The organism is Rhodohalobacter sp., from assembly GCF_034521535.1.
Classification (GTDB): domain Bacteria; phylum Bacteroidota; class Rhodothermia; order Balneolales; family Balneolaceae; genus Rhodohalobacter.
In genome coordinates, this window is sequence record NZ_JAXHMF010000006.1 from 759,546 (window position 1) to 783,586 (window position 24,041).

Sequence of the window (24,041 nt, forward strand, 5' to 3'; positions counted from 1 at the left end):
TTGGATACGGAACTTACAGCGCGATCAGTCAGTATTGAACTACTTGAAAAATTTGATGAAACAAAGAACCTCGACTATTCAGTGGCTAACGATCTGGAATCGAGAGAACGGGCTCAGGTTCGGGAGTATGTTCAAAACATTTTACGCAAGCGAAGTTACCTCGACTTTATTATTGGAAATTATTCCAGCATTTCACTCGATGAAATGAAGTTCTCTTTGAAGAACATTTTACGCCTCGGGCTTTACGAAATGCTCTTTATGGATGGCACACCCGATTATGCCGCTATCAACGAAGCAGTTGATCAGGCAAAACTTAAACTGGGTTCTAAAGCCGGAGATTTAGTCAATGCTATTCTCCGAAATATCCAGCGAGATATTGAAAATCTTCCCAAACCCGCTTTTGAAGACAGAACCAAGCTTATTGCAACAACCTTTTCGCACCCGGAGTGGATGGTTGAGCGATGGGTAAAACGGTTCGGGGAACGAGAGGCATTCCAGCTGATGCAGGCGAACAACCAGCGCCCCAACTACTATGTGAGGGCGAACAATCTGCGCACTAAAACTGAGAATTTTAAACTCCGCATGGAAAAGCTCGACATCGAGTTTGAAGAGAGCGATTGGCTGCCGGGATATTTTAAAGTTGATAGCGTGGCCCCTTTTATTGCAAAAGACCTGCTGAAAAAAGGAATCTGTCTCGTACAGGATATTGCCGCTGGATTTGCTCCAACGATTGTTGAGCCTGAACCCGGTGAAACCATTTACGATCTTTGCGCAGCGCCGGGTACCAAGAGTATCGTGATGTCAGACATGATGAATGCAGAAGGCAGTATTGTAGCTGTAGACATCAATCCGGGCAGACTGGAACTGCTTGCTGAAAGTGCACTGAACTACAACGCAGAGAACATCAAGATTCGTCAGGATGATGTTCGTGAGTTGAACCTTAAGCTGGCCGACGGCGTGCTTTTAGACGCACCCTGCACCGGAACAGGCGTTTTAAGCAAACGAGCCGACCTCAGATGGAAACGCACCAAAGAGGAACTTGAAAACTCCGTAAAACTTCAGGAAGAGCTGCTTGATGAAGCAGCCAACCATGTGAAACGCGGCGGACGCCTGATTTACAGTACATGCTCTCTGGAGCCTGAAGAAAACTGGGAACAGATTCAGAAATTCCTGGAGAAAGTATGACAACTACGAGCTCGAAAAACTGGACGAGTTTCTGCCGGAAGAAGTTCTGGTTGAAGATGGATACGCCTACCAGACATTCCCTCACATACACGGATGTGACGGACACTTCGGCGTTCGAATGATACGAGTGAAGTAAACAGTATATACAGTAAAGACTAAATTTAGAATACAGAACACACCGTTCTGTATTCTGCTTTTTTGTAAACCTACGTTACCTGAATGAAAATCTTTTTATGAGTTCATCCAACAATTTACAAGACCTCCCAAAGCATTACGATCCCTCTGAAACTGAAGACAAGTGGTACTCATTCTGGGAAAAGAATAACTATTTCCACTCTGAACCTGACGATCGTGAATCATTCACAGTTGTTATTCCTCCGCCAAATGTGACCGGTGTTCTTCATATGGGACACATGCTCAACAATACCATTCAGGACGTTCTGGTGCGCCGCGCCCGAATGAAAGGATATAATACCTGCTGGGTACCGGGAACCGATCATGCTTCGATTGCTACAGAGGCTAAAGTTGTACAGAAGCTTCGTAAACAGGGAATCAAAAAGAGTGACCTCTCCCGAGATGAATTTATGAAACACGCCTGGGAATGGACGGATGAACACGGCGGAATTATTCTTCAACAGCTCAGAAAACTGGGAGCCTCCTGCGACTGGCAGCGAACACGATTCACTTTAGAAGATGAGCTCTATGAATCGGTCATCGACTGCTTTATCGAACTTTATGACCGGGGGCATATCTATCGCGGTCAGCGAATGGTTAACTGGGATCCCGCCGCTCAAACGGCGCTGAGTGACGAAGAGGTGATTCACAAGGAAGTTCAGTCCAAGCTTTATCATGTGAAATATCCGATTAAAGATTCGGATGAGTTCATTACGATTGCAACTACCCGTCCCGAAACCATCCTGGCGGATACGGCCGTATGTGTAAATCCGGAAGATAAACGCTACACTCACCTGGTTGGTAAGAAAGCTATCATCCCAATGATAAATCGTGAAGTTGAAATCATCTCAGATGAGTACGTCGATAAAGAGTATGGATCAGGATGTTTGAAGATCACACCGGCTCACGATCAGAATGACTATGAAATTGGCGTAAAGCACGGTCTTGAAATTATCGATATGCTGAACGCCGACGGAACTGTTGCTGAGGTTGCCGAACATTACGTTGGCAAAGATCGCTTTGAAGCCCGCAAGCTGATCATCAAAGATCTCAAGGAGCAGGAATTACTGGTTAAAGTTGAAGAGATGGCCAATAAGGTTGGCTATTCCGAGCGGACTGATGCCGTTATCGAACCACGACTCTCGCTACAGTGGTTCTGCAAAATGGATGAGCTGAGTAAACCGGCACTCGATAACGTGATGAATGATGAAATTCAGTTTCATCCGGCCAAATTCAAAAACAGTTACACGCACTGGATGGAGAATATCCGTGACTGGTGTATTTCACGACAACTTTGGTGGGGCCATCGAATCCCTGCCTGGTATTACGGTGAAGACGAGGAAGATTATGTTATAGCAAGAACTGCTGAAGAGGCACTCCAAAAAGCCAAAGAGAAATCAGGAAATTCCGGATTAACGGAAGCAGATATCAAACAGGATGAAGATGTACTCGACACCTGGTTTTCATCCTGGCTATGGCCGATGTCTGTTTTTGATCCGGATTTTATCAAAAACAAAAAAGGAAGTAAAGAGCTCGAGTACTACTACCCTACACAGGATCTGGTAACCGCGCCCGAAATTATGTTCTTCTGGGTAGCCCGGATGATTATGGCGGGTTACGCTTTTGCAGATGAGAAACCGTTCAGCAATGTCTATTACCACGGTATTGTTCGGGATGAACAGCGCCGGAAGATGTCAAAATCTCTCGGTAATTCTCCTGATCCACTGAAGCTTATCGAAAAATACGGTGCCGACGGAACCCGCGTGGGAATGCTCTTCGCCTCTCCTGCCGGAAATGACCTGCTGTTTGATGAATCTCTTTGCGAACAGGGACGAAATTTCTCCAACAAGATCTGGAATGCCTACCGCTTCCTCACCATGAATATGGAAAAGGGAGTTGAATATTCGCCAACCACCGAGATTGATCAGAATAACGTGGCCGACAAATGGATGATGGGACGTATCCAATCCACGTTGCGCGAAATGGAAGATGATTTTTCAAAGTATCGCCTGAATGAAGCGTTGAAAAAAATCTACTCACTCATTTGGGACGATTTCTGCGACTGGTACATCGAGGTCTCTAAGGCGAATGAATATGGCAAAAACATGCCGAAAGAAAATCTTGAAAGAGCTCTCGGATTCTTTGAAATGCTGATGAAGATGCTCCATCCATTCATGCCGTTCATCTCTGAGGAGATCTGGCAGCGAATTCAGAAGCGATCCGCTGATGAGGCACTGACGATTAGCTCATGGCCAGAAATTCAGGATAAGGCATTTGAAAACTCTGTCTCTCTTTTCAAAACCGTTCAGGATCAGATCTCTTCCGTTCGGAATATTCAGGCAGAGATGAACCTGTCGCCTAAGGCTGATCTGAATATCATCATCAAACCCAAAAATGCTGACTTGGCTAATCAACTTCGATCTGCAGAGTGGATATATCGAAAACTTCTGCCTGTCGAGTCGATCTCATTTGATGTAGATGCCGACAAACCAAAAGCGTCAGCTGCTTCCGTTGTTGCCGGTTCAGAAATTTACGTGCCGCTCGAAGGTTTAATCGATCTGGATAAGGAGCGCGAACGAATCCAAAAAGAGATTGATCGTCTGGAGGGTTTCCTTAAAGGTGTTGAGAAAAAGCTTTCCAACGAAGGTTTTGTCAATAATGCGCCGGATGACGTGGTTGAAAAAGAGAGGCAGAAAAAAGCCGATGCCGAGACAAATCTTGAAAAACTGACGAAACAGCTGGAAGAGTTTAAAGGATAGAAGCGAGATTTAACACAGCAGTTTTGTGTACTGAATTTCGGAATACCGAATATTTTCTAAATTATTAATTAACTTGAGTCCAAAATAAGAATTTGCTTTAAAGTGTCCCTCCGACAGCTGTCGGAGGACAATGGGGGATGAAAAGTAGTAGATTCAAAGATAAATGATAAATTTTCAAGCTAAACATTAGTTCATCAGGTCATCCCCCTTGCCCCGACAGCTGTCGGGACTCTTCCCCCTTCTAAGGGGGACTTTTTGGCGTCAGTTCTTTATCTCGAACTGACGTTAATCAAAAACAGCAGTTATACAGGCTGCCTTACTCTACAAGCCTTTTGACTTACGGGAGTATCTATGATTAGCTCAAATACATTTTGGCGCACCGTTATTTGCGGTTTCATCGCAACATTTATCATGGCAATGGTCTCATTTCTACAGTCCGGACTGGGACTACCACCCATTGATATTGCCTATCTGATAGATCAAAGCCTGAATCATGTTCATGGAACGGAAGTCTACTCAATTTCATGGGCAAATACGGCATACATCATTGGCGGAATACTGTTGGCTCTTTTTTGGGTTGTATTTTTGCACAACCGGATTCCGGGAAATTGGATTGTAAAGGGGATAATTTTCGGGATTTTGATTTCAATCTTCTCAGGAGCCGTCGTTAGCCCTCTCGTATCAGCAGCAGCAGGAGATTCATTCGGGTTATTTTATACGAATACATGGTTTCCGGGAAAGTTACTGCTGGCGGGAATAATTATGCACCTCAGCTACGGAATTTCCCTGCTCTTGTGCTTAAAAATTGCAGGTGTTAAAGGATTGGATTCCGCCTCATAAATTCTGAACTGTTTCCATCTTTGGTGAAATTTCTATCTCAGATTTTATCGAGTTTGCTATAAAGCATTTTCGGTGTGCTTCCTGATGCAATTTGAGAAAATCTTCCCGGCCGGGTGCATTATCTGCTTCAAATGATACAACCGGTTTTATATAAATTCTTGTTATAGCCAGTTTCCCCTCACCGTTCTTCTCCAGTACACCCTCAGAGTGATCCGAATATTTATTTACTACAAATCCCCTCCCGGCTGCAATCGATAAAAACCACAGCATATGACAACTTGCTACAGAAGCGGTAAACGCCTCCTCAGGATCAATAGCTGAAGGATCTGTGAAAGAGTCACCAACAATATGCGATGAAGCAGCAGCCTTCAAAGTCAGACCGTTTTCAAATGTCCATGTGTGCGATCTCTGATATTTATGATCCAGAAACTTCGCACCATCTCTTTTCCATTCTATCGTTACCGTGTAATGAGCCATCAACTTTTAATTGTTTATTTGAAAGGTGATTTTTTACAGACACTTATTATTTTATGAACATTTAAATTCTGAATAAAAATTGAAAGAGTTGAACTCTCTCAAATTACTGTATGTTATGATATTAACTGACTAAACAGGTTACCTAATTTTTAAAATAAAAAATCGAAGGAGCACAATTATGAAGCTTAAAGATTTATCACGAGAAGAGTTGGAAAAACTGATCGCAAAAAAAGGAATTGGATCTGATTATCTTAACCGTGCCGAACGCATTCAGAGAGACGTGAATCTGGCACTTCTTGTAGGATCTGCTACTGTATTGCTGGGCCTCACTGCCTGGACAATCTACAAATATAAAGGTGAATAACTGTAAATGAGTAAACGTGCATTAATCACCGGAGCATCCAGCGGAATCGGTTTAGAACTGGCAATGATTTTTGCCAGGGAGGGTTTTAATCTGGTGTTAAGCGCCCGGCGTGAAGAACGTCTGATGAATCTGAAAGAAGAGCTGGAAAATACCCATTCCATTCAAGTACATGTCTTTGCTGCCGATCTGTCAAAATCTGATGCTCCGGATTCTCTCTTTCAATTTTGTACAAATCAAGATCTCCAGATTGATGTTCTGATTAACAATGCCGGGATTGGTGACTACGGCTTTTTTTCAGAAGCTGATTGGGACAAAACAGCAACAATGATTGACCTGAACATCAAATCACTCACACAGTTGACTCACCTTTTTTTGCCCGGAATGATCGAACGCGGAACCGGAAAAATCATGAACGTAGCGTCCACCGCCTCCTTTCAACCCGGGCCTTTAATGAGTGTCTATTATGCGACTAAACACTACGTGCTTGCTTTTAGTGAGGCGCTCGCAAACGAGGTTGCAGATTATGACATTACGGTTACAGCTCTGTGCCCCGGCCCCACCCAGTCTGAATTTCAGGAAACCGCCAATATGGAAAAATCGAAACTGATGGACCGGTTTCCAATGCCGTCATCTGCAGATGTTGCTCAGTACGGTTTCAATGCACTTCAAAATGGAAAACGTGTAGCCATTTATGGGGTAGCGAACAAAATAATGGCAAGTATCATAAAATTTTTCCCTCGCAGGTGGGTCACAGCCGTCGTTAGAAAAATTCAGGAGAGAGAATAAATCTGTTATAGAAGCAGCATTTTCGATATAATATTACCGAACTGGAAACGTAGATAAATTAAAGAGTCCTAAACAGTTCCGGTCTATGAAATCACTATCAATCTTTGCCAAATATTTTATTCTTACGGTCTTTTTAATTTTCAGTACATCCTGTGAAGAGATATCTACAGACAATCTCGAAGAACTTTCTATAGATGAGGTTGCTCAGTTAATCGATCAGGAAGTAGGAAACGCCAATGCAGAAACAGTTAGCAGCTGTAGAGTACTTGCAATCGGAGCAAAACCCTGCGGCGGACCTTGGGGATATTTGGTCTATTCAGAAGAGGATAGTGATCCTGAAAAACTGGAGTTGCTTGTGGAAAGATATAACGAACTGGATGAGATCAGAATGAAAGAGAATGGTTACGGTTCTACATGCGACTATGCCACGGAACCCACCCTTTTACTCAAAAATGGGAGCTGCCATGGCGAGGGATATGCCTGGAATCCCGGTGACATCATTGAACACCATAACCGCAATAAATAATATGGATCTCTCAACATTTACCCTGGTTCTTTTCAGCACAACTTTACTTCTGTTTTCGTGCGCCTCAACAAATCAAGATAAAACGATTGAACAAATAGCCGATGAAATTGATGAACTCGTCGGGAATGCAGAAGCTGACACAATCGAACAGTGCGCATTCATGCCAATCGGCGTTAAACCCGCCGGTGGTCCCTGGGGATATCTGGTTTATTCCACAAAAGATACTGACCGAACAGAACTGGAAGATTTAGTAAACGACTACAATGAACTGGACGCCGAAAGGAACCAAGAGTCAGACGCTTTTTCTACCGCTGATTTTGCAACCGAACCTTCACTCAAAATTCAGGACGGGAGTTGTATCGGAGAGGGGCAATATGCATGGAATCCGGGAGAAGTCCGGGAGAACACATAACTCACCTCTATTCAGCAGGTTTTGCCATTGTATTGTCTATAAAAGGTTGTGGAATCATTCCAAGTTTATTGCATTCATCTACAATCATCTCCGTAAGATCACTCTTGAAGAGAAATTCAAAACGGATATCCACCACATAAGCTTTTACTCGCAGCTTGTAGACAAAATGCCGATTCTCAAGCTCATTCAGCACAATAACTACAACCGGTTTATTCAAATAGGTGTACGAGGATGCATAAACCGCTTTGTATGCAATTTGCTTCACTTTTTGGATATCAACGGTTGCCGGCAGATAAATTTCCGCAACAACCTGGCAGTCCAGCGCGCTTGAGTTTGAGTTTGAAACGGCGGTATTCATCAATTCAGCGTTTGGAATGGATACAACCGAATCGTCCGGAGTGACAACCCGACAAGATCTCAAACCAATATTCAGAACCTCACCGTAATGTTGGGCGACCTCAATCTTATCTCCTACCTGAAACGGCCGATCCAATATGATGATAATTCCTCCAAAAATATTCTTCAGAATATCCTGAGACGCAAAACCGACGGCAATACCGACCGATGCGCCGATAGCAACAATCGTCTCAAAAGGAGGAGAGATCACGCCCGCAATAACAATATAGATAGCAAAAGACCAGATCATTATCCGGCTGATGGGTGCAAGACGTTTAATAAACAGCCTGTAGTTCGTTGCTTTCTCGGAAAGATTATCGAGAATCAATGTCAGGTACTTATTTATAAAGTAGGTTAAAACGAGAATGATGATAATGGAAAGAACCTTGGTAAAAGAGATCAACTCTCGAATTTTAGCAATTTCTCTATTCACTTCAGAAACTCCTTCTCCGGACTGATTTTCAGCTTCCGCTGTACTTTGCTCCTGCTCCGCTCCTGCATCCAGTACCCATTCATCAGCTAAAAAAGGTTCTGCACTTTTTGCCCGCACCGGTTCTGCCTGAAAAAAATCAGCTAAAATTATTAACAGGATCAAGCTGATCCCGATTCTAAAAATTTGATACATTCTGTTTTTCTTCATGGCCCGTCTCTCCTTAATGAATAATATTTCTTCGTTTCAGCAACCGTACAACCTGCCTGTAAATAAGATGATTGAGCTTATACCCATCTTCATCGTTTTGTACAATTCCTTTACTCTTCAGTCTCGCCAGCATCAAACGGCTTGCGGCTTCATCCTGATGAAGTGACATTGCAAGTTCTGTTTCAGTTAAATTTTCATGCAGTACCAAGGCAGCCAGTGTAAAAAGAACATCCCGGGAAGGTACTTCAAGCTTATCCAGATCAGCAACTTCCGTGGGCAACTGTTTAACTGATCTGTCATCAAACTCTTTAATCGACTGTAACCAGTAATTCATGGCTATTGATAAATTGCCCTCCGCTACCTGATTTAACCGATCAAAATACTGCTCGTGCAAATACTTCTGCTTTTCTGACTCGTTAGACATAATTTTTTTAAACGATCTGCTCCTTTCAGTAGCAGCTCCCGGCTCGAATATCAGCTCATATCCTGTTGCTTTATGACGGGTTAAGATCGATTTTTCAAGCATATCACGGTCGATGTTATCGGTTCGGACGATGTGGGAGAAATATTGATCCGCGCCGAACATCTTCTCATAAAACTTCCATGCAAACGCCGAGCAAGTTACAACCCAGAATAATTTACCCCTTGTAGACGCCATTAACACCCAAAAGCTCTCAACTCCCTTGAATCCATGTATATTTCGCACAAAAATGTTGTGGATGTTCTCCACAACTAAAACTGTACGACTTCTTCGCTTCTGTATTTTATCAATGAGTTCTTCTCGGGTTTCAATGTTTTCATATCCAAAGGCATCGCTAATCGTGTGAATCAACTCCTCCTCTGTATGCATTGTTTTTCTGAAGTTGACAAAAACTGTTTTTTCATCCTCAAGAAATCGTTTTTCAATAAATTTAAGAGACAACGTTTTACCACTGCCCCGCTCTCCAACTATTAAAAAGTTGGTATCTATGTTGAGATTCCAATCTTCGAAAGACTGTTCGAAATATGTGAATAGCCCCTGTGGCTGGATATAAAAACGTTCATCAATCTCAAATTCGTAGCTGAACATTCGCTTATACACGAATGGGAATTTTTGGTGAAAATTTACCTTTGCAAGGTACTCCGCAAGATTCCGCTTTTCAGTTGTACTGACTGATCCCTCATCTTTAAAACCCAGGAAACGGCTTACTATATTATTTATCTCCTTAAACTTTTTAACAAAAAAGCGCCTTAACAGCTCAAATCTCTCAAGAAGTTTGTAATAGATCTTAAAGAACCTCTCCCGCCAGTTCTTCGCAGTCGCTTTTACCTGAAGCGCTTTATCCTGCATCTCCAGATCATCATATGACCTTGAAAGCATACTCTCGGCAAGAGACTGAATACTCTGAGGAAAATCTTCCTTAACAATTTTCTCATAGGAGTTTTGACGTTCGCGTACACGTTTTATGGTCGCTTCAAGCTGGCTTACTGCCCGATCCGTCCCGGAAATTGCGATCTCCAATACGGATTCTTCTTCATCTTTCTCTTTTTCAGACTCTTTTGCGGAAAGTAGATTTACATCCACCACCTGCATAATCTCTTCAGACTCAGATGAAAGTTCTTTGAAAAAGGAAACCCACTCCCATTTCTCCGGGTCCATCTCCCGCAATGCATTCTCCTGCACATAGCGTGTAGCAAGTTTTTTCCAATTTACACTGTCAGTTTTTACCTGCGGTTTCCCGTTCTCAATCGATCTCTTTTCTGCAAGTGTAAATGTCTCTGTAAAGCTATAAAACCCAAGCTGAAGGTCTGTAATAGTTTTTTGTATCTGATCAATCAAATGCTGCTGACTCTCCTGATTACCTATGGTTTCCAGCAGTTCAGCCGATAATTTATCAGATATTTCAGATCTGAGCTCTTGCACAAGTTTAGCCGGAAGCTTATCGGCCTTTTGCTTTTTAAGCACTTCTGAAATCTCTTTGATCCGTGTAACGGTATTCTCTAATGGCAGATAGCCGTAGTCTCTGAAAAACCGGTGGGTAAATCCAAGAATCTCTTCCCGTGCTCTATCGGCTAAAAACGAAAACCTTGCAATTTCGATCTGAATGGCAAAGTCTGAATATTGGGACTTTATAAAAGTTTGCCACTCTTTTTGTCTTTTGTTCAGAAAGCTCCCTTTTTCAACCAGTTTTGCATTTAACTGATCTTCTTCCAGCAGTTTCCTTTCATCTTCAACAGTACCGCTTTTGATGGCTGCCTGATAGCACTCTTTATAAACCCGGGTTGAGATTGGCGATTCGGCTTCTACATTTTTCAGGATTTGAATAGCGTTCTGAAGATGAGACTCTATCTTGTTAATTACCTCAACCCTGTAACCATTATTGCCGCTCTCTTCTATATTCTCAGCTTCATTTTTTTTCGGCGCCGATTTGTCTGCAGCCGGCTCATTCTTTTCTTCACTCTCTTCTTCATTCTGATTACTATCATTTGCCTCCGCCTCGGAGGGCTGGGGCTGTTCCTTAACCGGTTCCCGTTCCAGTAGCTTGCCAATGGCCCTGCTCAGTATTTCAAACTCCTCACCCATCAGTTCATCCGGTAACTGCGAAATACCAGCAAGCTCCAGTTTAGCACTTTTTTTAAGCTGAATAACCTGTTTCCAGCCGGCCTTATCCTTCTTGAACAGCATGCTGACCGTCCTGGCCAGCCGTTTAAGCTTTTTTTGGATTTTTAGTTTATAGGAATCATCCTCCTGTTCCGTAAAACGCTCTTCAGACTGATACTCAACTACGGTTTCAGGTAGCGGCTCTGTTATTTCATCAACCAGGTTTTTCCACTTTTCGGACCACAAATTCTCATCATATCTCTCTATAATGTTCCATAGATCAGAGATATTTTTGTTCAAAGTATCAATCACACGCTTTTTGCGTAATTCATCCTCCTTCTTAATTCCTAAAATCTCTTTGTAGGTTTTCTGAAACCACTCTAAAAGCTCATTTCTAAAATCTATTTTTAGATCGGTATAAGCCTTATCAAAACTCTCACCAATCTGCTTTTTCAGATGATCCGTTACCGATGGATAGTTTTTATTCATTTTTGAATATACTGAAGAATTGTACAGCCCGTTTGATATAACATAGACAAATTTTTAAAAATAATTAGATGTAACTCCACTCTTTAGTTGCATTTATTATACTTAACACAAAAATTTGTTTACATTTAAAAAATCATCACACAGGCTGCTCTGAATAATGAATGCTTTAGTCAAATGAAGAGGAAATTTCTATCCCTTCTGTTACTTTGTAGTACGATTTTGCTGATCATACCGGCCGAATCACTTTTTGCTCAAACCGAGCTCAACAGGATATCTATCGCTGAACGTAGTGACGGTAAAGGTTTTGTTGTTCGCAATCATCTCTCCAATATGGTTGATTCAGTAAAGGTTGAACAGCCATCTTCCGATAGAATTCAGATGCTGCTGTTTGCTCAGGATCTCGACACGCTGAATTTTCAGTATCCTCCCGAAACCAATACGTTCAATCATTTTGACCTCTATCCGGTTGATAACGGAATTGGTGTTGAAATTTCACTCAGTGCGGGAAGTTATTTCAAAACCAGAACCTACCCCGATCAGAATGGCAAGGATTTACTGCTGGCTATGGAGAGCATCTCCTCATCAGAAATAGATGAAATTACGGCCAAATCATCCGAGATCGACTTTACGAGTTATATCGCAGACATTCACGGATTTGATGATGTCGTAGAAGCAGACAACTCATTTCTTCGGATTAGAGACAATCAGGAATTTAATGTCATTATTCTGGATGCGGGGCACGGTGGGCACGATCCCGGCACTGGAAATAGATCTATGGGACTTCAGGAAAAAGATATTGCTCTCGCAGTTACTTTAAAGGTGGGCGAATACATTAAAGAGCATATCCCCGAAATGGAAGTGGTTTACACAAGAACCGATGATACATTTGTACCATTAAGTGAGCGAGGTCTCACGGCAACCCGAAATAAGGCAGATTTATTTGTATCAATTCACGTCAATTCAGCTGCCAATGCACCATCCGCGCGTGGAACAGAAACTTTCTTTCTGGGGCTGGCAAGAAGCAAATCGGCCCTGGAAGTTATGAAACGAGAAAACAGTGTGGTTGATCTGGAAAATGGACCGGGCTCACTCGATCTAAGTGAAGAGGAACTGCTGGTCTATGAGCTTACCAATACCGGAAATTTAGCAATCAGTGAACGCATCGCCTCGATGGTTGAAAATCAATTTAAAAACCGGGCACAGCGCAGATCTCGGGGTGTAAAACAGGCCGGTCTCGAAGCCTTGTGGCACGCCTCCACTCCGGCTGTTTTGATAGAACTTGGTTTTTTATCTAATCCTTCGGAGGCAAGATTTTTAAATAGTGATTATGGCCAAACCATTATGGCTTCTGCCATTTTCAGGGCAATACGGGATTTTAAATTAGAATATGATAGAAGCATCAAAGCAAATGGAGAACGGCAAGCAAGCAACGAATGATAAACCATTAATCATTGGGGTTGCCGGTGGCAGCGGTTCGGGAAAAACCACCGTTGTCAATAATATTATTGAATCTATTGGTCCCGACAGAGTCCTTCTGTTACAACACGACTCCTACTATCGGGATTTAAGCCATTTACCATTCGAAGAGAGAACAAAGCAAAATTTTGACCACCCTTCCTCCCTTGAAACTGAATTAATGATCCGTCACCTGGATGCCTTGAGAAGTGGTTATCCGGTAGATGTTCCCGTTTACGATTTTGTAGAGCACACCCGATCAGACGAATCCATATCTGCACTTCCTCACCGTATTATACTGGTAGACGGTATTTTGATTTTCAGTGAGCCAAAGCTCAGAAAGCTCATGGATATCAAAATTTTTGTGGATACCGATGGCGATGTTCGTCTTTTGAGAAGATTGCAAAGAGATATCAACGAGCGCGGCCGGGACTTGAATGGTGTCCTGAATCAGTATGAAAGATACGTACGCCCCATGCACCTCGAATTCGTTGAACCAAGTAAACGATATGCGGACATTATCATACCCCGGGGCGGAGAAAACCTGGTGGCATTGGAAATGGTCACCGCTTTAATCGAAGGAAAGCTCTCCTCTTAATTTCAGTTCGCTTATTTCTCCATTACTCCGAAAAGGATTAAAAAACTGCTCAAAATACTTCCACTATCAAAGAAGATTAAGGAAAATAGTCTCTCCTATTTTAGAAATATTAAGAGTTGATTGTTTTCAAAATCAAGAATCACATTTAATTGCCACGGAAGCACGGAACTTTCCGTGTTTCCGTGGCTTTTTATTCTCCAACCTCATTATGAAGATCCATCATTTTTTAAACTAAAAATTTCATTCCGAACTCAGATTCTCAGGTTAAGTTCTCCTGATCTTTCCAAAACATCTCCATCCCATCAAATAACAGGTGCGGTCTATGATGAACTTTCAGAGAAGATTGCAAATTATCCATTAGATAGAATGAATCTCCACCGGTTATAAACAGGTCGGTCTCGGAATCAATATGCTCCATATATTTCCGGATAAATCCCTCTATGGCCATTACAAAAGACCCACCTGTACCCCATTGAACACTCTCTGCCGTGGTTTTGCCCGGCCAGTTACCGGGAATTCGATACTCTACCGAAGGCAGCTCCCGAAATTCATTATCAATCGCTTTATGGAAAAGTTTTAAACCCGGCATGATAATCCCACCTCTGTAAATTCCCTCATTCGTCATCCAGTCAACCGTGCAGGCTGTCCCCGCATCAATACAAATTATATCGTTATCTGTGATTGATAAAGCACCGTAGCAGGTCAAAAACCGATCCATTCCAAGTGTTTCAGGAGTATTATAATCCAGGTTGTCCCGATCAATAAGTGAGTTTGTCAGGACTTTTAATTCTACAAAGTGAAGTGCTTGCAGTAATTTCTTTAGGAGATCTTCCCGGACAGAACTTATTACTACCAATTCTGTATCCGGATACTCTTTAACAACTTCCGCCATGTTATCGGCTGTTCCGTTTGATGCCTTGTAGATGATCTCCCACTTAATCCCCGTTTTTTTGGCTAATTTAATGTGGGAGTTACCGATATCGAGATATAAAATTGACATCTTTTCTTTTCAATTTGGAATGATTGCTGCTTTTCATGTTTTATATTACCAAACAAATAATTTAACGAAAAATTGATCCTTCCTAATGGAATTAAAAAATAAAGTTGCCATAGTTACCGGTGCCAGCAGTGGAATTGGAACCGCATTTGCTCATAAGCTCATTGAAAAAGGAGCTACCGTTTACGGTCTTGCTCGCCGATTAAATAAACTCAAAGAGATACAGTCTAAGCTGGGTGAGCGTTTTATACCTGTTCAAATGGATGTAACAAAACACAAAGATCTTGAAGAGTGGGTAACTAATCAGTTTTCAGAAGATCACCTACCCGATATTCTCGTGAACAATGCAGGGCTTGCCAAGTTTGGCAATGTGGACGACCTGTCGGTAGAAGATTGGGATACCATGGTTAATACCAACTTAAACGGTATTTTTTATCTTACCCGACTCATTGTTCCGCTTATGAAGGAAAACCCGGATCACTGTCATATTGTAAATATTGCATCTGTTGCGGGGCTACTGGGTAATCCGCAAATATCCGGCTACAACGCCACAAAATTTGGTGTCAGAGGTTTCAGCGAGGCTCTCTTTAAGGAACTTCGATACGATAAGATCAAAGTCTCGGCTATGTTTCCGGGATCTATTGCCACAGACTTTTTTGAAAAAGTAGGCAGTGAAACTCATTCAAATATGATGCGGCCCGGTGACGTTGCAGATACGTTAATACATCTGATTGAAACACCCGATAATCTGTTAATAAATGAAGTAACGATGCGACCACTAAACCCCAAAAATCCGGATAGCAAAGAGTGAAAAACTACTTAACCTTCGCACTGGTTTCGTTATTCTTTCTCACATTTAACGCCTGTGAGAAGGAACCGGAATTAGTTGATGAAGAACTGTACAAAACCATAATGACGGAACTCGCTATTCTCAATCAAATGGATCAGGATTTATTGGGAGAGCGGGATAAATCCGATCTGCGGGAAGAAATTTTTGTGAGTTACGGAGTTGAAGAAGAGAAGTTTAACAGATCACACGAGATTTATCAATCCGATATAGAGGCCCAGATGGAGCGGGTGAAAGATATTCAGGATCGTCTCAAAACAGAACGCGATTCAATTCAGGCAGCAGAACGAAGGTATAAGGACGAAACCAAGCTTGGCCCGGAAGAGATACGTGAGCAGGTCCGAAATCGAAACAAAGAATCCAATTAAACGATTACTTCGGAAAGTCTTTTTTGAAGCTGAATTTTAATTTGAAACCATCCTCGCTCTCCAATTTATATTTCGCCTGAAGCTGTCCGATCAATGCTTTGATAATAGTGATGCCCAACCCCTTACCATCTTCAAATTGCTCTTTTTGAAATCCCGGACCGTTGTCGAAGTATTGAACATGAACATAGTCTCTATCGGAAGTGACATTTAAATGAATCTCTCCTTCGGTTTTATCGGTAAAGGCATGTTTAAAAGAGTTCGTAACCAGTTCACTGATTAAAACACCCAGAGGCAGCGCCTGATTGATACTTAGAGTTTCAACGGAGCTGTCAATTTTTACATCAATACTTTTTTTGTCTTCCACATAGACGTCAAGATGCCTGTTGATCAAATTGCTTAGATATTGGCGAAACGGAATACTGGATAGATCATCGGAATTGTAGAGAAGTTCGTGTACGCCTGCAATGGAGTGAATCCGGTTTTGTGTTTTCTGTAAAATGTCAATTACGTACTCATCATCCGTTTCAAGCCTCTGCAGATCGATCAGGCTGGAAATGACCGCCAGGTTGTTCTTCACTCGATGATGGATCTCCGATATCAATACTTCCTTCTCTTTTAAAGCCTCTACATTGCGCTTATTTGCCCGATAAGCCGAAATCATAAAGTATATAGCACTACCAAAGAGCAGAGCAATCAGCATTCGGAAAAACAGGCTGATCTGTCCTGAATTTAGGATACCGGATGAAAAATAATCCTCATCCAAACTCAGTGTCAGTGTCCATTCATTCGATGACCCGCTGATGAAATTTAGTTTTTGAGTGCTGGTATATTTCTCATCTTCTGGTATGTCACTATTTAAATACTCATAGAATATTCGATCATTTTCATCACGTATTTCTACACTAAACATCTCTCTCCCGGCCATGATATCATCAAAATCATCGGTAAAATCCATCCCTACCGTTAATGAACCGTGAAATTCATTATTGTAGTACAGAGGGGCATCAATCAAAAAGGCACTTCCGCTTTGAACAAGATCCGTCCAGGGAGTCATATTTATGGAGGAATCCCTTTTCATCTCCATCCAGTCTTCGCGACGATAATCAAGCTCGAGGATATCAAGACCAATGGCCTCCCGGTTCCCTTCGTACGGCTCAATCAACTGAATAACCCCATCCTGATCAATCCATTCAAAAAAGGTAAATGCCGGCTTTACATTTAATAGAAGGTTAGTTTCGAACTCGAAATTTTCGAAATACTGACCCTTGGTAAACTCCACTCTTGATTTATGATTGGCTAACAGAAGAAGGTTCTCATTCACCGTTTCCTGAATAAGTTCTGATAGAAGACTCGCAGTAGATTCCACAGTTTGGGTTCTGGCTTCCCGGATTTGATTCTGATCAGCCCGCCAGCCAAAATAGAATATCATTACCAGTCCAAGTGTAACCGATAAAGCTGAGACTAATCCTTTTTTAGAAATATTTGGCAATGGGAACCCTCGGTTTGCAGATGAATTTATCCTTACAAAGATAAACTATTATTCGCACAACATTTAAAGATATAGAAAAACTCAAAAAGAATAGTGACGGTTTAAATATCCGGAAATTTATCCTTTAGAATGGAGCTCTTTCATCGTCGCTGTCTGACCCGAAATCTATGATTACTTCATCTGCATCTCCTTCACCTTTTGCCGGAGCGCCTTTCTCAATCTTCCACGCTTTCACATCGGTATACCAATTTCCCTTGTATTCCCTGCTTTGAATATCAATAAACGCCGTAACAGTCTCATCCTTGGTTACAGAGTTTTTATCGATTTGATCTCCCCACTGCGTGATGCAGACTTTGCGTGGGTAATCTCCCTCCGTTTCGAGAATAAAGTCGCGTTTCCTCCAGGGTCCGTTTTTTCCCTTGCCTGACTGTTCTTCTAAAATCTTGATGACTTTACCTGTGATGTGCAGATCCATAATATTGCTGCTTGTTGAGGGTTAATTTTTTTCTCATTAAAAGAGATACGCTTCTAAAATAACGTGATTTTTGTGAATTTCAGAACTTCAGAATATGTTTCCTGAAATTAATGACAATCAAAATCGGCTTCATGGCAAAATTAAAACTCGACCTGCACGACATTTACAACAAAGGAGATCAAATTGACAGGGAATTGGAAAATATCATCGATGAAGCCATAGAAAAGAAAATTAAAACTGTTGAGATCATCCCCGGAAAAGGATCAGGACAATTAAAGAAACGAGTATTAAAGTTTCTGGATCAAAAACATATCAAACAGAAATATCATCGTATAGATAAAGACAGCAAAAATCACGGCAGACTATTCGTCTACTTCAAATTTTAGCAGTTCTGAAATTGAGATATCTTCATGTTTTTGTAGATTTCATCAATTTTATGATCTGACTATTATAAAAATAATTGAGTAAATGGATGAGAAAGAGCGATTAAAATTAGCAAAAAAGCGACGTCTTGAGCTTAAAAAGAAAGAAGAGCTGAACAATCTAAAACGTGAGCTTAAAACAAAAGAACAAAAGATCCGTCAACAGGAAATCCGTGAACAGCACACCGGAAAATACGGAGACAGGATTGTCATCTTTTTCACCACCTTTGGCATTCTCTACCTATTCTATTATTTGATCTCTTTTGTGCTCAATTACATGTTTGGAGTAGGAATGGGTTTTTTGGGAATCAGTTTTGGTTGGCTCACTCCCGTCATTCACATTTTAATTCTCGGGGCATCCGTTATCAGCGCCGTCAGGAATCGATCTATTGTAGATGACATCGTTGATCGATTTTAGCCGCCAACAGACCCGTTTATTCATCGAGTTCATCGAATCAGCTATTAAGATCATTCTATTCGCGAACGAATCTATAAAAACCTATTTTATGTAAATTCAAAGAGTACAAGATATTCACTCTATTTGCTAAAAAACTCAAAAGAAATTTACAGGTTTGAAAAATAAGTCTAACCCATCAAATAAAAATTCTGACGGCAATCCCAAAAAGGGAAAAAACAAAGCTCAGCGTCCAACCGGTTTTATCTATTGGTTCTATCTGATCATTTTTGTTGTACTCGGTTACTGGATCCTAACAGACGGTAACGGCTTTTTCGGAACGCAGCCGGAAATTGAATACAGTACGTTTAAAGAGCAGCTTAGAAATGATAATGTAGAACGTGTTCATATCCAGGGAGATCGGATTGACGGTACGTTTCGCAACGAGCAGCAACTGCAAATTACCGAAACCGATACGACAAACTACAAGAACTTTATCACGGTAATTCCCTCATTTGGTGACGATAGTTTAACCGAACTGTTGGAAGAAAAAAATGTAGTTATCTCTGCAGAATCGGAGTCCGATGGTTATTGGTGGTACTTCATGATTTTTTCAATGCCTCTCCTCTTCCTGCTCATAATCGGCTACATGTTCTACCGGAGAATGCAGATGCAGGGACGCGGAATGTTCAATATTGGCAAAAGCCAGGCGAAACTTCAGGAGCCCGGAAAGAATAAGACCACATTTGACGACATTGCCGGAATGGATGGTGCCAAAACTGAACTCCAGGAGATTATTGAATTTCTTAAAGATCCCAGTCGGTTTGAAGAAATTGGTGCGAAATTACCCAAAGGTGTTCTTTTGATGGGCCCTCCCGGCACAGGTAAGACACTTCTGGCCAGAGCGGTTGCCGGCGAGGCGAATGTTCCCTTCTATACCATTACGGGTTCCGACTTTATGGAAATGTTTGTAGGTGTGGGGGCAAAACGTGTCCGCGAAATGTTTAAGGAGGCAAAGGAGAAATCTCCGGCAATCATTTTTATTGATGAGATCGACTCCATTGGACGCAAGAGAGGCGCCGGCCTTGGTGGCGGACACGACGAACGCGAACAGACTTTGAATCAGCTCCTTTCAGAATTGGACGGTTTTGAACCGAGTGAAAATGTAATTGTGATGGCGGCTACAAACAGACCCGACATTTTGGATAAAGCTCTTTTGAGGCCGGGGCGATTTGATCGGCAGATCAGCGTTGATCTTCCCTCTCAGAATTCAAGACATGAGATTCTAAAAATTCATGCCCGAAATAAATCCATCGATGAGAGTGTTGATCTCAAAAAAATTGCCAGCAGTACACCGGGATTCAGTGGTGCCGATTTGGAAAATCTGCTGAATGAAGCTTCACTGTACGCGGGAAGAAATAAGCGCAAAAAAATCATTATGGATGATATTGAGAACGCGCGTGATAAAATCATGATGGGGCTGGAGAGAGAAGGAATGCAAATTGATGACGAAGAGAAAAAAATTCTGGCTTATCACGAGGCAGGACACGCAATTGTTGCCGCAGCTCTGCCTAAAAGTGATCCGCTCCACAAAGTGTCCGTCATCCCAAGAGGAAAAGCGATGGGAATTACAATGCAGCTGCCCGATAAAGAAAAATATCTTTATGACAAAGAATACCTGCTGGACAGAATGGCCGTGATTATGGGAGGACGTGCAGCCGAACAGCTTATATTTAACACCGCCACAAGTGGCGCTCAGAACGACCTGATGCGCGTAGCTAAACTCTCCCGTAAAATGGTTGTGGAGTGGGGAATGAGTGAAAAATTTGGTCATCTCGCATTTGGCAGCGATGAAGAGGATGTTTTCCTCGGCCGGGATATGACCCGTCAAAAAAGCTATAGCGATGCAACCGCCAGGGAGATTGATCAGGAGGTTCAGGCTATTTCCCGCGAAGCCTTCGACAGGGCTATCGATATCCTTCAAAAGAACAGAGACGCTTTTGATAAACTGGCAGAACTTCTCATCGAGAAAGAGGAAGTTTCAGGTGAAGAAGTTTTATCCCTGATGGGCAAAAAGAAAGAAGACAGTGAAGAGGAATAGTTTCTGTCTAAAATTAGCTGATTATCAATTCTCCATTCATTCACGGCTTTGTTATTGAACATGGCCGTGAATGATCGATACTAGTAAATCAGACAATTTTTTACACTTTTTCACTTCAATTCGTTTTTGATTCCTGAGAAATATGATGTAACGTTTAGAATCATTGAATTAAACCGAATTAAGTGCATGTTACAGACGATTTCAAACCGTTTTTTTCTACCTCTTTTCAGCATATCAACCATATTCTTTTTTCTATTTAGCGCCTGCTCTACAACACAGCAATCCTCAGAACAACCTGCACAAGAGCAGACTGCTCAGACCGTGGAAACTCAGAGGCAAAACCATGCTGAGATGGAAGAAATTTATTGGGACCGTATTGAACAGTCCCGAATGAATTTTACACAGGCTGATATCGATTTTATGACCGGAATGATCGCCCACCACTCACAGGCTTTAATCATGTCTCGAATGGCACCGGAGAACGGAGCCAATCGATCCGTTCAAGTTCTTGCGAGCCGTATCATCAATGCCCAGGCTGATGAAATTGCTTTCATGCAGCGATGGCTGCGCGATAGAGGACAAGCGGTTCCCATTGTTCACATCGATGGTATTAACATGACTATTGAAATGGAACAGGCCGATTCTGAAAGCAATCACAGCGATCATGACATGGATTCGGATATGGATCAAGAGCAAGATCACGACATGGATCACAATATGGATCACGGTGCCGATATGATGCATGATCACAGTGATATGCCGGGAATGCTCACTCAGCAACAACTTGAAAATCTTGCAGAAGCCCGTGGAAAAGAATTCGATCGTCTTTTTCTAACTTATATGATCGAGCATCACAAAGGAGCAGTTTTCATGGTTGAAGAACTTTTTGACGCAGACGGAGCGGCTTCCGATACGGCGTCTTTTGAACTTGCCTCGGGTATCAATGCAGAGCAGGTTACAGAAATTGAAAGAATGAAATTAATGCTGGAAAATATCGACTAAACGCTACTGCTCCTGTTAAGCTCTTCATTGTGCTCAAAAAGACTATCGTTCTATTCAGCAGGAATAGATTAGCTACTCTATGTTTTCCAAATCGATCTCTTAAAAACCCAAACAAATAATCCTTCAAGTATGAAACGATTACTACCCGGGATGATTCTTGCATTTGCCTCGTTATTGGCAGTGTATAGTTGTGCATCCTCAGATATGCCTGAACAAAATGTTCAGCCTACCCTATCTCCATTAACTGAAATTGAACAACCCGATCCCGATCCGCGTGTGGGTCTGGCCGGTGGCCTTTTTGATTACGAAGAAGCCATTTGGAATCTAAACCTGCTTTCAGCTACTCCGCCGCCGGAAGATTTCCTTGGTTCCTGGGGAACAGATTTAGCCTTCAAAGATAACTACATCATTCAGGGCAACTATAACGGATTTATTGTATGGGACATGACCAATCCTGAAAACCCTGAAGTTGTGGTTGATTTCTTATGCCCCGCTTCTCAAAGTGATGTTTCTGTTTACGAAAATCTTCTCTTTGTTTCCGGTGAAGGTTTAGGCGGTCGATTAGATTGTGGCACCGAAGGAGTGAGAGAAACGGTTAGTTCAGAAAGACTTCGCGGTATTCGAATTTTTGATATCAGTGATATTGAAAATCCGGAGTACATCTCCAATGTACAGACTTGCCGTGGTTCGCATACCCACTCTGTGCTTAAGGACCCTAATGACGATGAAAACGTTTTCGTATACATTTCAGGTTCTGCTCCTGTACGTCCGGAAGAAGAGTTACCGGGCTGTTCCAGCGCCTTCCCGGATGAAGATCCTGAAAGTGCTCTTTTCCGAATTGAAGTGATTAAAGTTCCACTGGCTAATCCTGAGGAATCGGCTATTGTAAACTCTCCCCGAATTTTTGAAGGACTTACAGCTCCTCCATCTCACGGACCTGCACCTGAAGAACTTGCTGCTATTGAAAGAGCACGGGAAGAAGGCCGATTTGTTGCAAATTATGATGGATCACCTCGTGTGGTGAATAATCGCCTGGTTCAGGTTTTCCTTGAACAAATCGTTGAAGAAAGAGGCGGTGACGGTGAACCGACACAGGCAGACAGCACAAAACTTCGTGAAAATCTGGATTCATACTATGCACAGTTTCTGGAAGAGCGAATGGCAGCAAGAGGCCGCGGAGAAGACGTTGGGCCAAACCAATGTCACGACATCACCCTCTACCCAGAAGTAGGGCTTGCAGGCGGTGCATGTGAAGGTTACGGACTGCTGTTGGATATCACTGATCCTGTAAACCCAACCCGAATTGATGCTGTTGCTGATTCAAACTTCTCATACTGGCATTCAGCTACATTTAATAATGACGGAACAACCGTTCTTTTTACAGATGAATGGGGTGGCGGAACACAGCCAAAATGCAGAGAAACCGATCCATACGAGTGGGGCGCAAACGCAATCTATTCTATCGGTGACGATGGCGAAATGGAATTTCAGAGCTACTATAAAATGCCGGCACCGCAAACATCAGCAGAAAACTGTGTAGCTCACAACGGCTCAATGCTACCTGTTCCGGATCGGGATATCATGGTTCAATCCTGGTACCAGGGTGGAATTAGCATTTTCGATTTCACTGACCCCGCTAACCCTGTAGAGATTGCCTTCCATGATCGTGGCCCAATCAATCCTGAACGAGTGGAAACCGGCGGTAGCTGGTCGATCTATTGGTACAATGGCTATCTGGTAAATTCTGAAATTGCTCGAGGTCTGGACATTTTTGAGCTGACACCGAGTGAATTCCTTACTCAGAATGAAATTGACGCGGCAAATACGATTGAGTTGAGTTATAAAAATGCTCAGGGACAACCTAAATACGAGTGGCCAACAACCTATGCATTGGCACGCGCCTACACGGATCAGCTTGAAAGAAATCGTGAGCTGAATATGCGAACCATTCAGATGGTCCGAAACGGTCTGGATGAGGCTGAAAACAGTAACGGTTCCGGTACATCCCGGGTACTGAATGAAGTTGCGGCTTCACTTTCAAACAGTGCGGCTTCATCATCCAACAGTGATAAGGTTATGAAACTGGCTCGAATCATTCGTGATCTTAATTCTGCTTCATAAGCAGTTTTAAACGTTTTAAAACTTATCAAACCGGCATTGTGTCTAATTCAATTAGATTACGATGTCGGTTTTTTTATTATTCACGGATAAAAAGTGAAACCGGAGCTATCCAAAATCGTAGTGAAGATTAACCGGTCATTAAA

At 42.2% G+C, this 24,041-nt stretch carries 22 protein-coding genes; 16 read left to right on the top strand and 6 right to left on the bottom strand.

The genetic code is table 11. The annotated features are described in order from the left end of the window. The 3 genes from rsmB to U5K35_RS15650 all read left to right on the top strand — a co-directional run bounded on the left by rsmB (position 1) and on the right by U5K35_RS15650 (position 4,958). Complete coding sequence (gene rsmB, locus U5K35_RS15640; RefSeq protein WP_322572439.1) at positions 1–1,185, top strand: 16S rRNA (cytosine(967)-C(5))-methyltransferase RsmB; 1,185 nt, start codon at positions 1–3, stop codon at positions 1,183–1,185. Between the two features lie 233 nt (positions 1,186–1,418). Next, positions 1,419–4,118 carry a valine--tRNA ligase gene (locus U5K35_RS15645; protein ID WP_322572440.1) on the top strand — a complete coding sequence of 900 codons (2,700 nt, stop codon included), beginning with the start codon at positions 1,419–1,421 and terminating at the stop codon, positions 4,116–4,118. 351 nt (positions 4,119–4,469) lie between these two features. Next, positions 4,470–4,958, top strand: a complete 489-nt coding sequence (locus U5K35_RS15650) for a hypothetical protein (protein WP_322572441.1) — start codon at positions 4,470–4,472, stop codon at positions 4,956–4,958. Here the strand turns inward: U5K35_RS15650 and U5K35_RS15655 are convergent. Then, on the bottom strand, positions 4,953–5,435 hold the full coding sequence (locus U5K35_RS15655) for an OsmC family protein (protein WP_322572442.1): 483 nt from the start codon (positions 5,433–5,435) through the stop codon (positions 4,953–4,955). The two genes, U5K35_RS15650 and U5K35_RS15655, sit on opposite strands and share 6 nt — an antisense overlap. Before the next feature lie 178 nt (positions 5,436–5,613). Between U5K35_RS15655 and U5K35_RS15660 the strand changes: the two genes are divergently transcribed. The 4 genes from U5K35_RS15660 to U5K35_RS15675 all read left to right on the top strand — a co-directional run bounded on the left by U5K35_RS15660 (position 5,614) and on the right by U5K35_RS15675 (position 7,523). Beyond that, positions 5,614–5,799, top strand: a complete 186-nt coding sequence (locus U5K35_RS15660) for a hypothetical protein (RefSeq protein WP_322572443.1) — start codon at positions 5,614–5,616, stop codon at positions 5,797–5,799. A 6-nt stretch (positions 5,800–5,805) separates the two neighbouring features. After that, on the top strand, positions 5,806–6,585 hold the full coding sequence (locus tag U5K35_RS15665; protein WP_322572444.1) for an SDR family oxidoreductase: 780 nt from the start codon (positions 5,806–5,808) through the stop codon (positions 6,583–6,585). 85 nt (positions 6,586–6,670) lie between these two features. Continuing rightward, positions 6,671–7,111 (top strand): hypothetical protein, encoded by a 441-nt coding sequence (locus tag U5K35_RS15670; protein WP_322572445.1) that lies wholly within the window; start codon positions 6,671–6,673, stop codon positions 7,109–7,111. A gap of 1 nt (position 7,112) precedes the next feature. Next, positions 7,113–7,523: a hypothetical protein gene (locus U5K35_RS15675; RefSeq protein WP_322572446.1), complete on the top strand. Its 411-nt coding sequence runs from the start codon at positions 7,113–7,115 to the stop codon at positions 7,521–7,523. Between the two features lie 7 nt (positions 7,524–7,530). Here U5K35_RS15675 and U5K35_RS15680 read toward each other — a convergent pair whose 3' ends face one another. Together U5K35_RS15680 and U5K35_RS15685 are read right to left on the bottom strand one after the other, a co-directional pair. Further along, positions 7,531–8,514 carry a mechanosensitive ion channel family protein gene (locus U5K35_RS15680; RefSeq protein ID WP_322572447.1) on the bottom strand — a complete coding sequence of 328 codons (984 nt, stop codon included), beginning with the start codon at positions 8,512–8,514 and terminating at the stop codon, positions 7,531–7,533. A gap of 58 nt (positions 8,515–8,572) precedes the next feature. Further along, positions 8,573–11,629, bottom strand: coding sequence for an ATP-binding protein (locus U5K35_RS15685; protein ID WP_322572448.1), 3,057 nt, complete (start codon positions 11,627–11,629; stop codon positions 8,573–8,575). 174 nt (positions 11,630–11,803) lie between these two features. On the opposite strand from U5K35_RS15685, the gene U5K35_RS15690 reads away from it, so the two are divergent. Together U5K35_RS15690 and udk are read left to right on the top strand one after the other, a co-directional pair. Beyond that, positions 11,804–13,066, top strand: coding sequence for an N-acetylmuramoyl-L-alanine amidase (locus U5K35_RS15690; protein ID WP_322572449.1), 1,263 nt, complete (start codon positions 11,804–11,806; stop codon positions 13,064–13,066). After that, the gene (gene udk / locus U5K35_RS15695; RefSeq protein ID WP_322572450.1) at positions 13,017–13,682 is read left to right on the top strand and encodes a uridine kinase; all 666 of its coding nucleotides are present in this window, start codon (positions 13,017–13,019) and stop codon (positions 13,680–13,682) included. Before U5K35_RS15690 ends, udk begins: the two co-directional genes overlap by 50 nt. Positions 13,683–13,941: 259 nt before the next feature. Here udk and U5K35_RS15700 read toward each other — a convergent pair whose 3' ends face one another. Next, a complete protein-coding gene (locus U5K35_RS15700) occupies positions 13,942–14,682 on the bottom strand; it encodes a type III pantothenate kinase (protein WP_322572451.1) in 741 nt (246 codons plus the stop codon). Positions 14,683–14,767: 85 nt separating this feature from the next. Between U5K35_RS15700 and U5K35_RS15705 the strand changes: the two genes are divergently transcribed. Continuing rightward, a complete protein-coding gene (locus tag U5K35_RS15705; RefSeq protein WP_322572452.1) occupies positions 14,768–15,490 on the top strand; it encodes an SDR family oxidoreductase in 723 nt (240 codons plus the stop codon). Continuing rightward, positions 15,487–15,894, top strand: a complete 408-nt coding sequence (locus U5K35_RS15710) for a DUF4296 domain-containing protein (RefSeq protein WP_322572453.1) — start codon at positions 15,487–15,489, stop codon at positions 15,892–15,894. Before U5K35_RS15705 ends, U5K35_RS15710 begins: the two co-directional genes overlap by 4 nt. Positions 15,895–15,898: 4 nt before the next feature. On the opposite strand, the gene U5K35_RS15715 is transcribed toward U5K35_RS15710, so the two are convergent. Together U5K35_RS15715 and U5K35_RS15720 are read right to left on the bottom strand one after the other, a co-directional pair. Next, positions 15,899–17,383: a histidine kinase dimerization/phosphoacceptor domain -containing protein gene (locus U5K35_RS15715; protein ID WP_322572454.1), complete on the bottom strand. Its 1,485-nt coding sequence runs from the start codon at positions 17,381–17,383 to the stop codon at positions 15,899–15,901. A 124-nt stretch (positions 17,384–17,507) separates the two neighbouring features. Continuing rightward, on the bottom strand, positions 17,508–17,858 hold the full coding sequence (locus U5K35_RS15720) for a DUF3127 domain-containing protein (protein ID WP_322572455.1): 351 nt from the start codon (positions 17,856–17,858) through the stop codon (positions 17,508–17,510). Positions 17,859–17,989: 131 nt separating this feature from the next. On the opposite strand from U5K35_RS15720, the gene U5K35_RS15725 reads away from it, so the two are divergent. The 5 genes from U5K35_RS15725 (at position 17,990) to U5K35_RS15745 (ending at position 23,898) form a co-directional block, all read left to right on the top strand. After that, entirely contained in the window at positions 17,990–18,244 is a 255-nt protein-coding gene (locus tag U5K35_RS15725) for a Smr/MutS family protein (protein ID WP_322572456.1), read from the top strand. Between the two features lie 82 nt (positions 18,245–18,326). Further along, entirely contained in the window at positions 18,327–18,698 is a 372-nt protein-coding gene (locus U5K35_RS15730) for a hypothetical protein (protein WP_322572457.1), read from the top strand. Positions 18,699–18,852: 154 nt separating this feature from the next. Continuing rightward, positions 18,853–20,775 carry an ATP-dependent zinc metalloprotease FtsH gene (ftsH, locus tag U5K35_RS15735; protein WP_322572458.1) on the top strand — a complete coding sequence of 641 codons (1,923 nt, stop codon included), beginning with the start codon at positions 18,853–18,855 and terminating at the stop codon, positions 20,773–20,775. 186 nt (positions 20,776–20,961) lie between these two features. Continuing rightward, positions 20,962–21,777, top strand: coding sequence for a DUF305 domain-containing protein (locus U5K35_RS15740; protein ID WP_322572459.1), 816 nt, complete (start codon positions 20,962–20,964; stop codon positions 21,775–21,777). 129 nt (positions 21,778–21,906) lie between these two features. Then, positions 21,907–23,898: a hypothetical protein gene (locus U5K35_RS15745; protein ID WP_322572460.1), complete on the top strand. Its 1,992-nt coding sequence runs from the start codon at positions 21,907–21,909 to the stop codon at positions 23,896–23,898. Positions 23,899–24,041 lie beyond the last annotated feature (143 nt).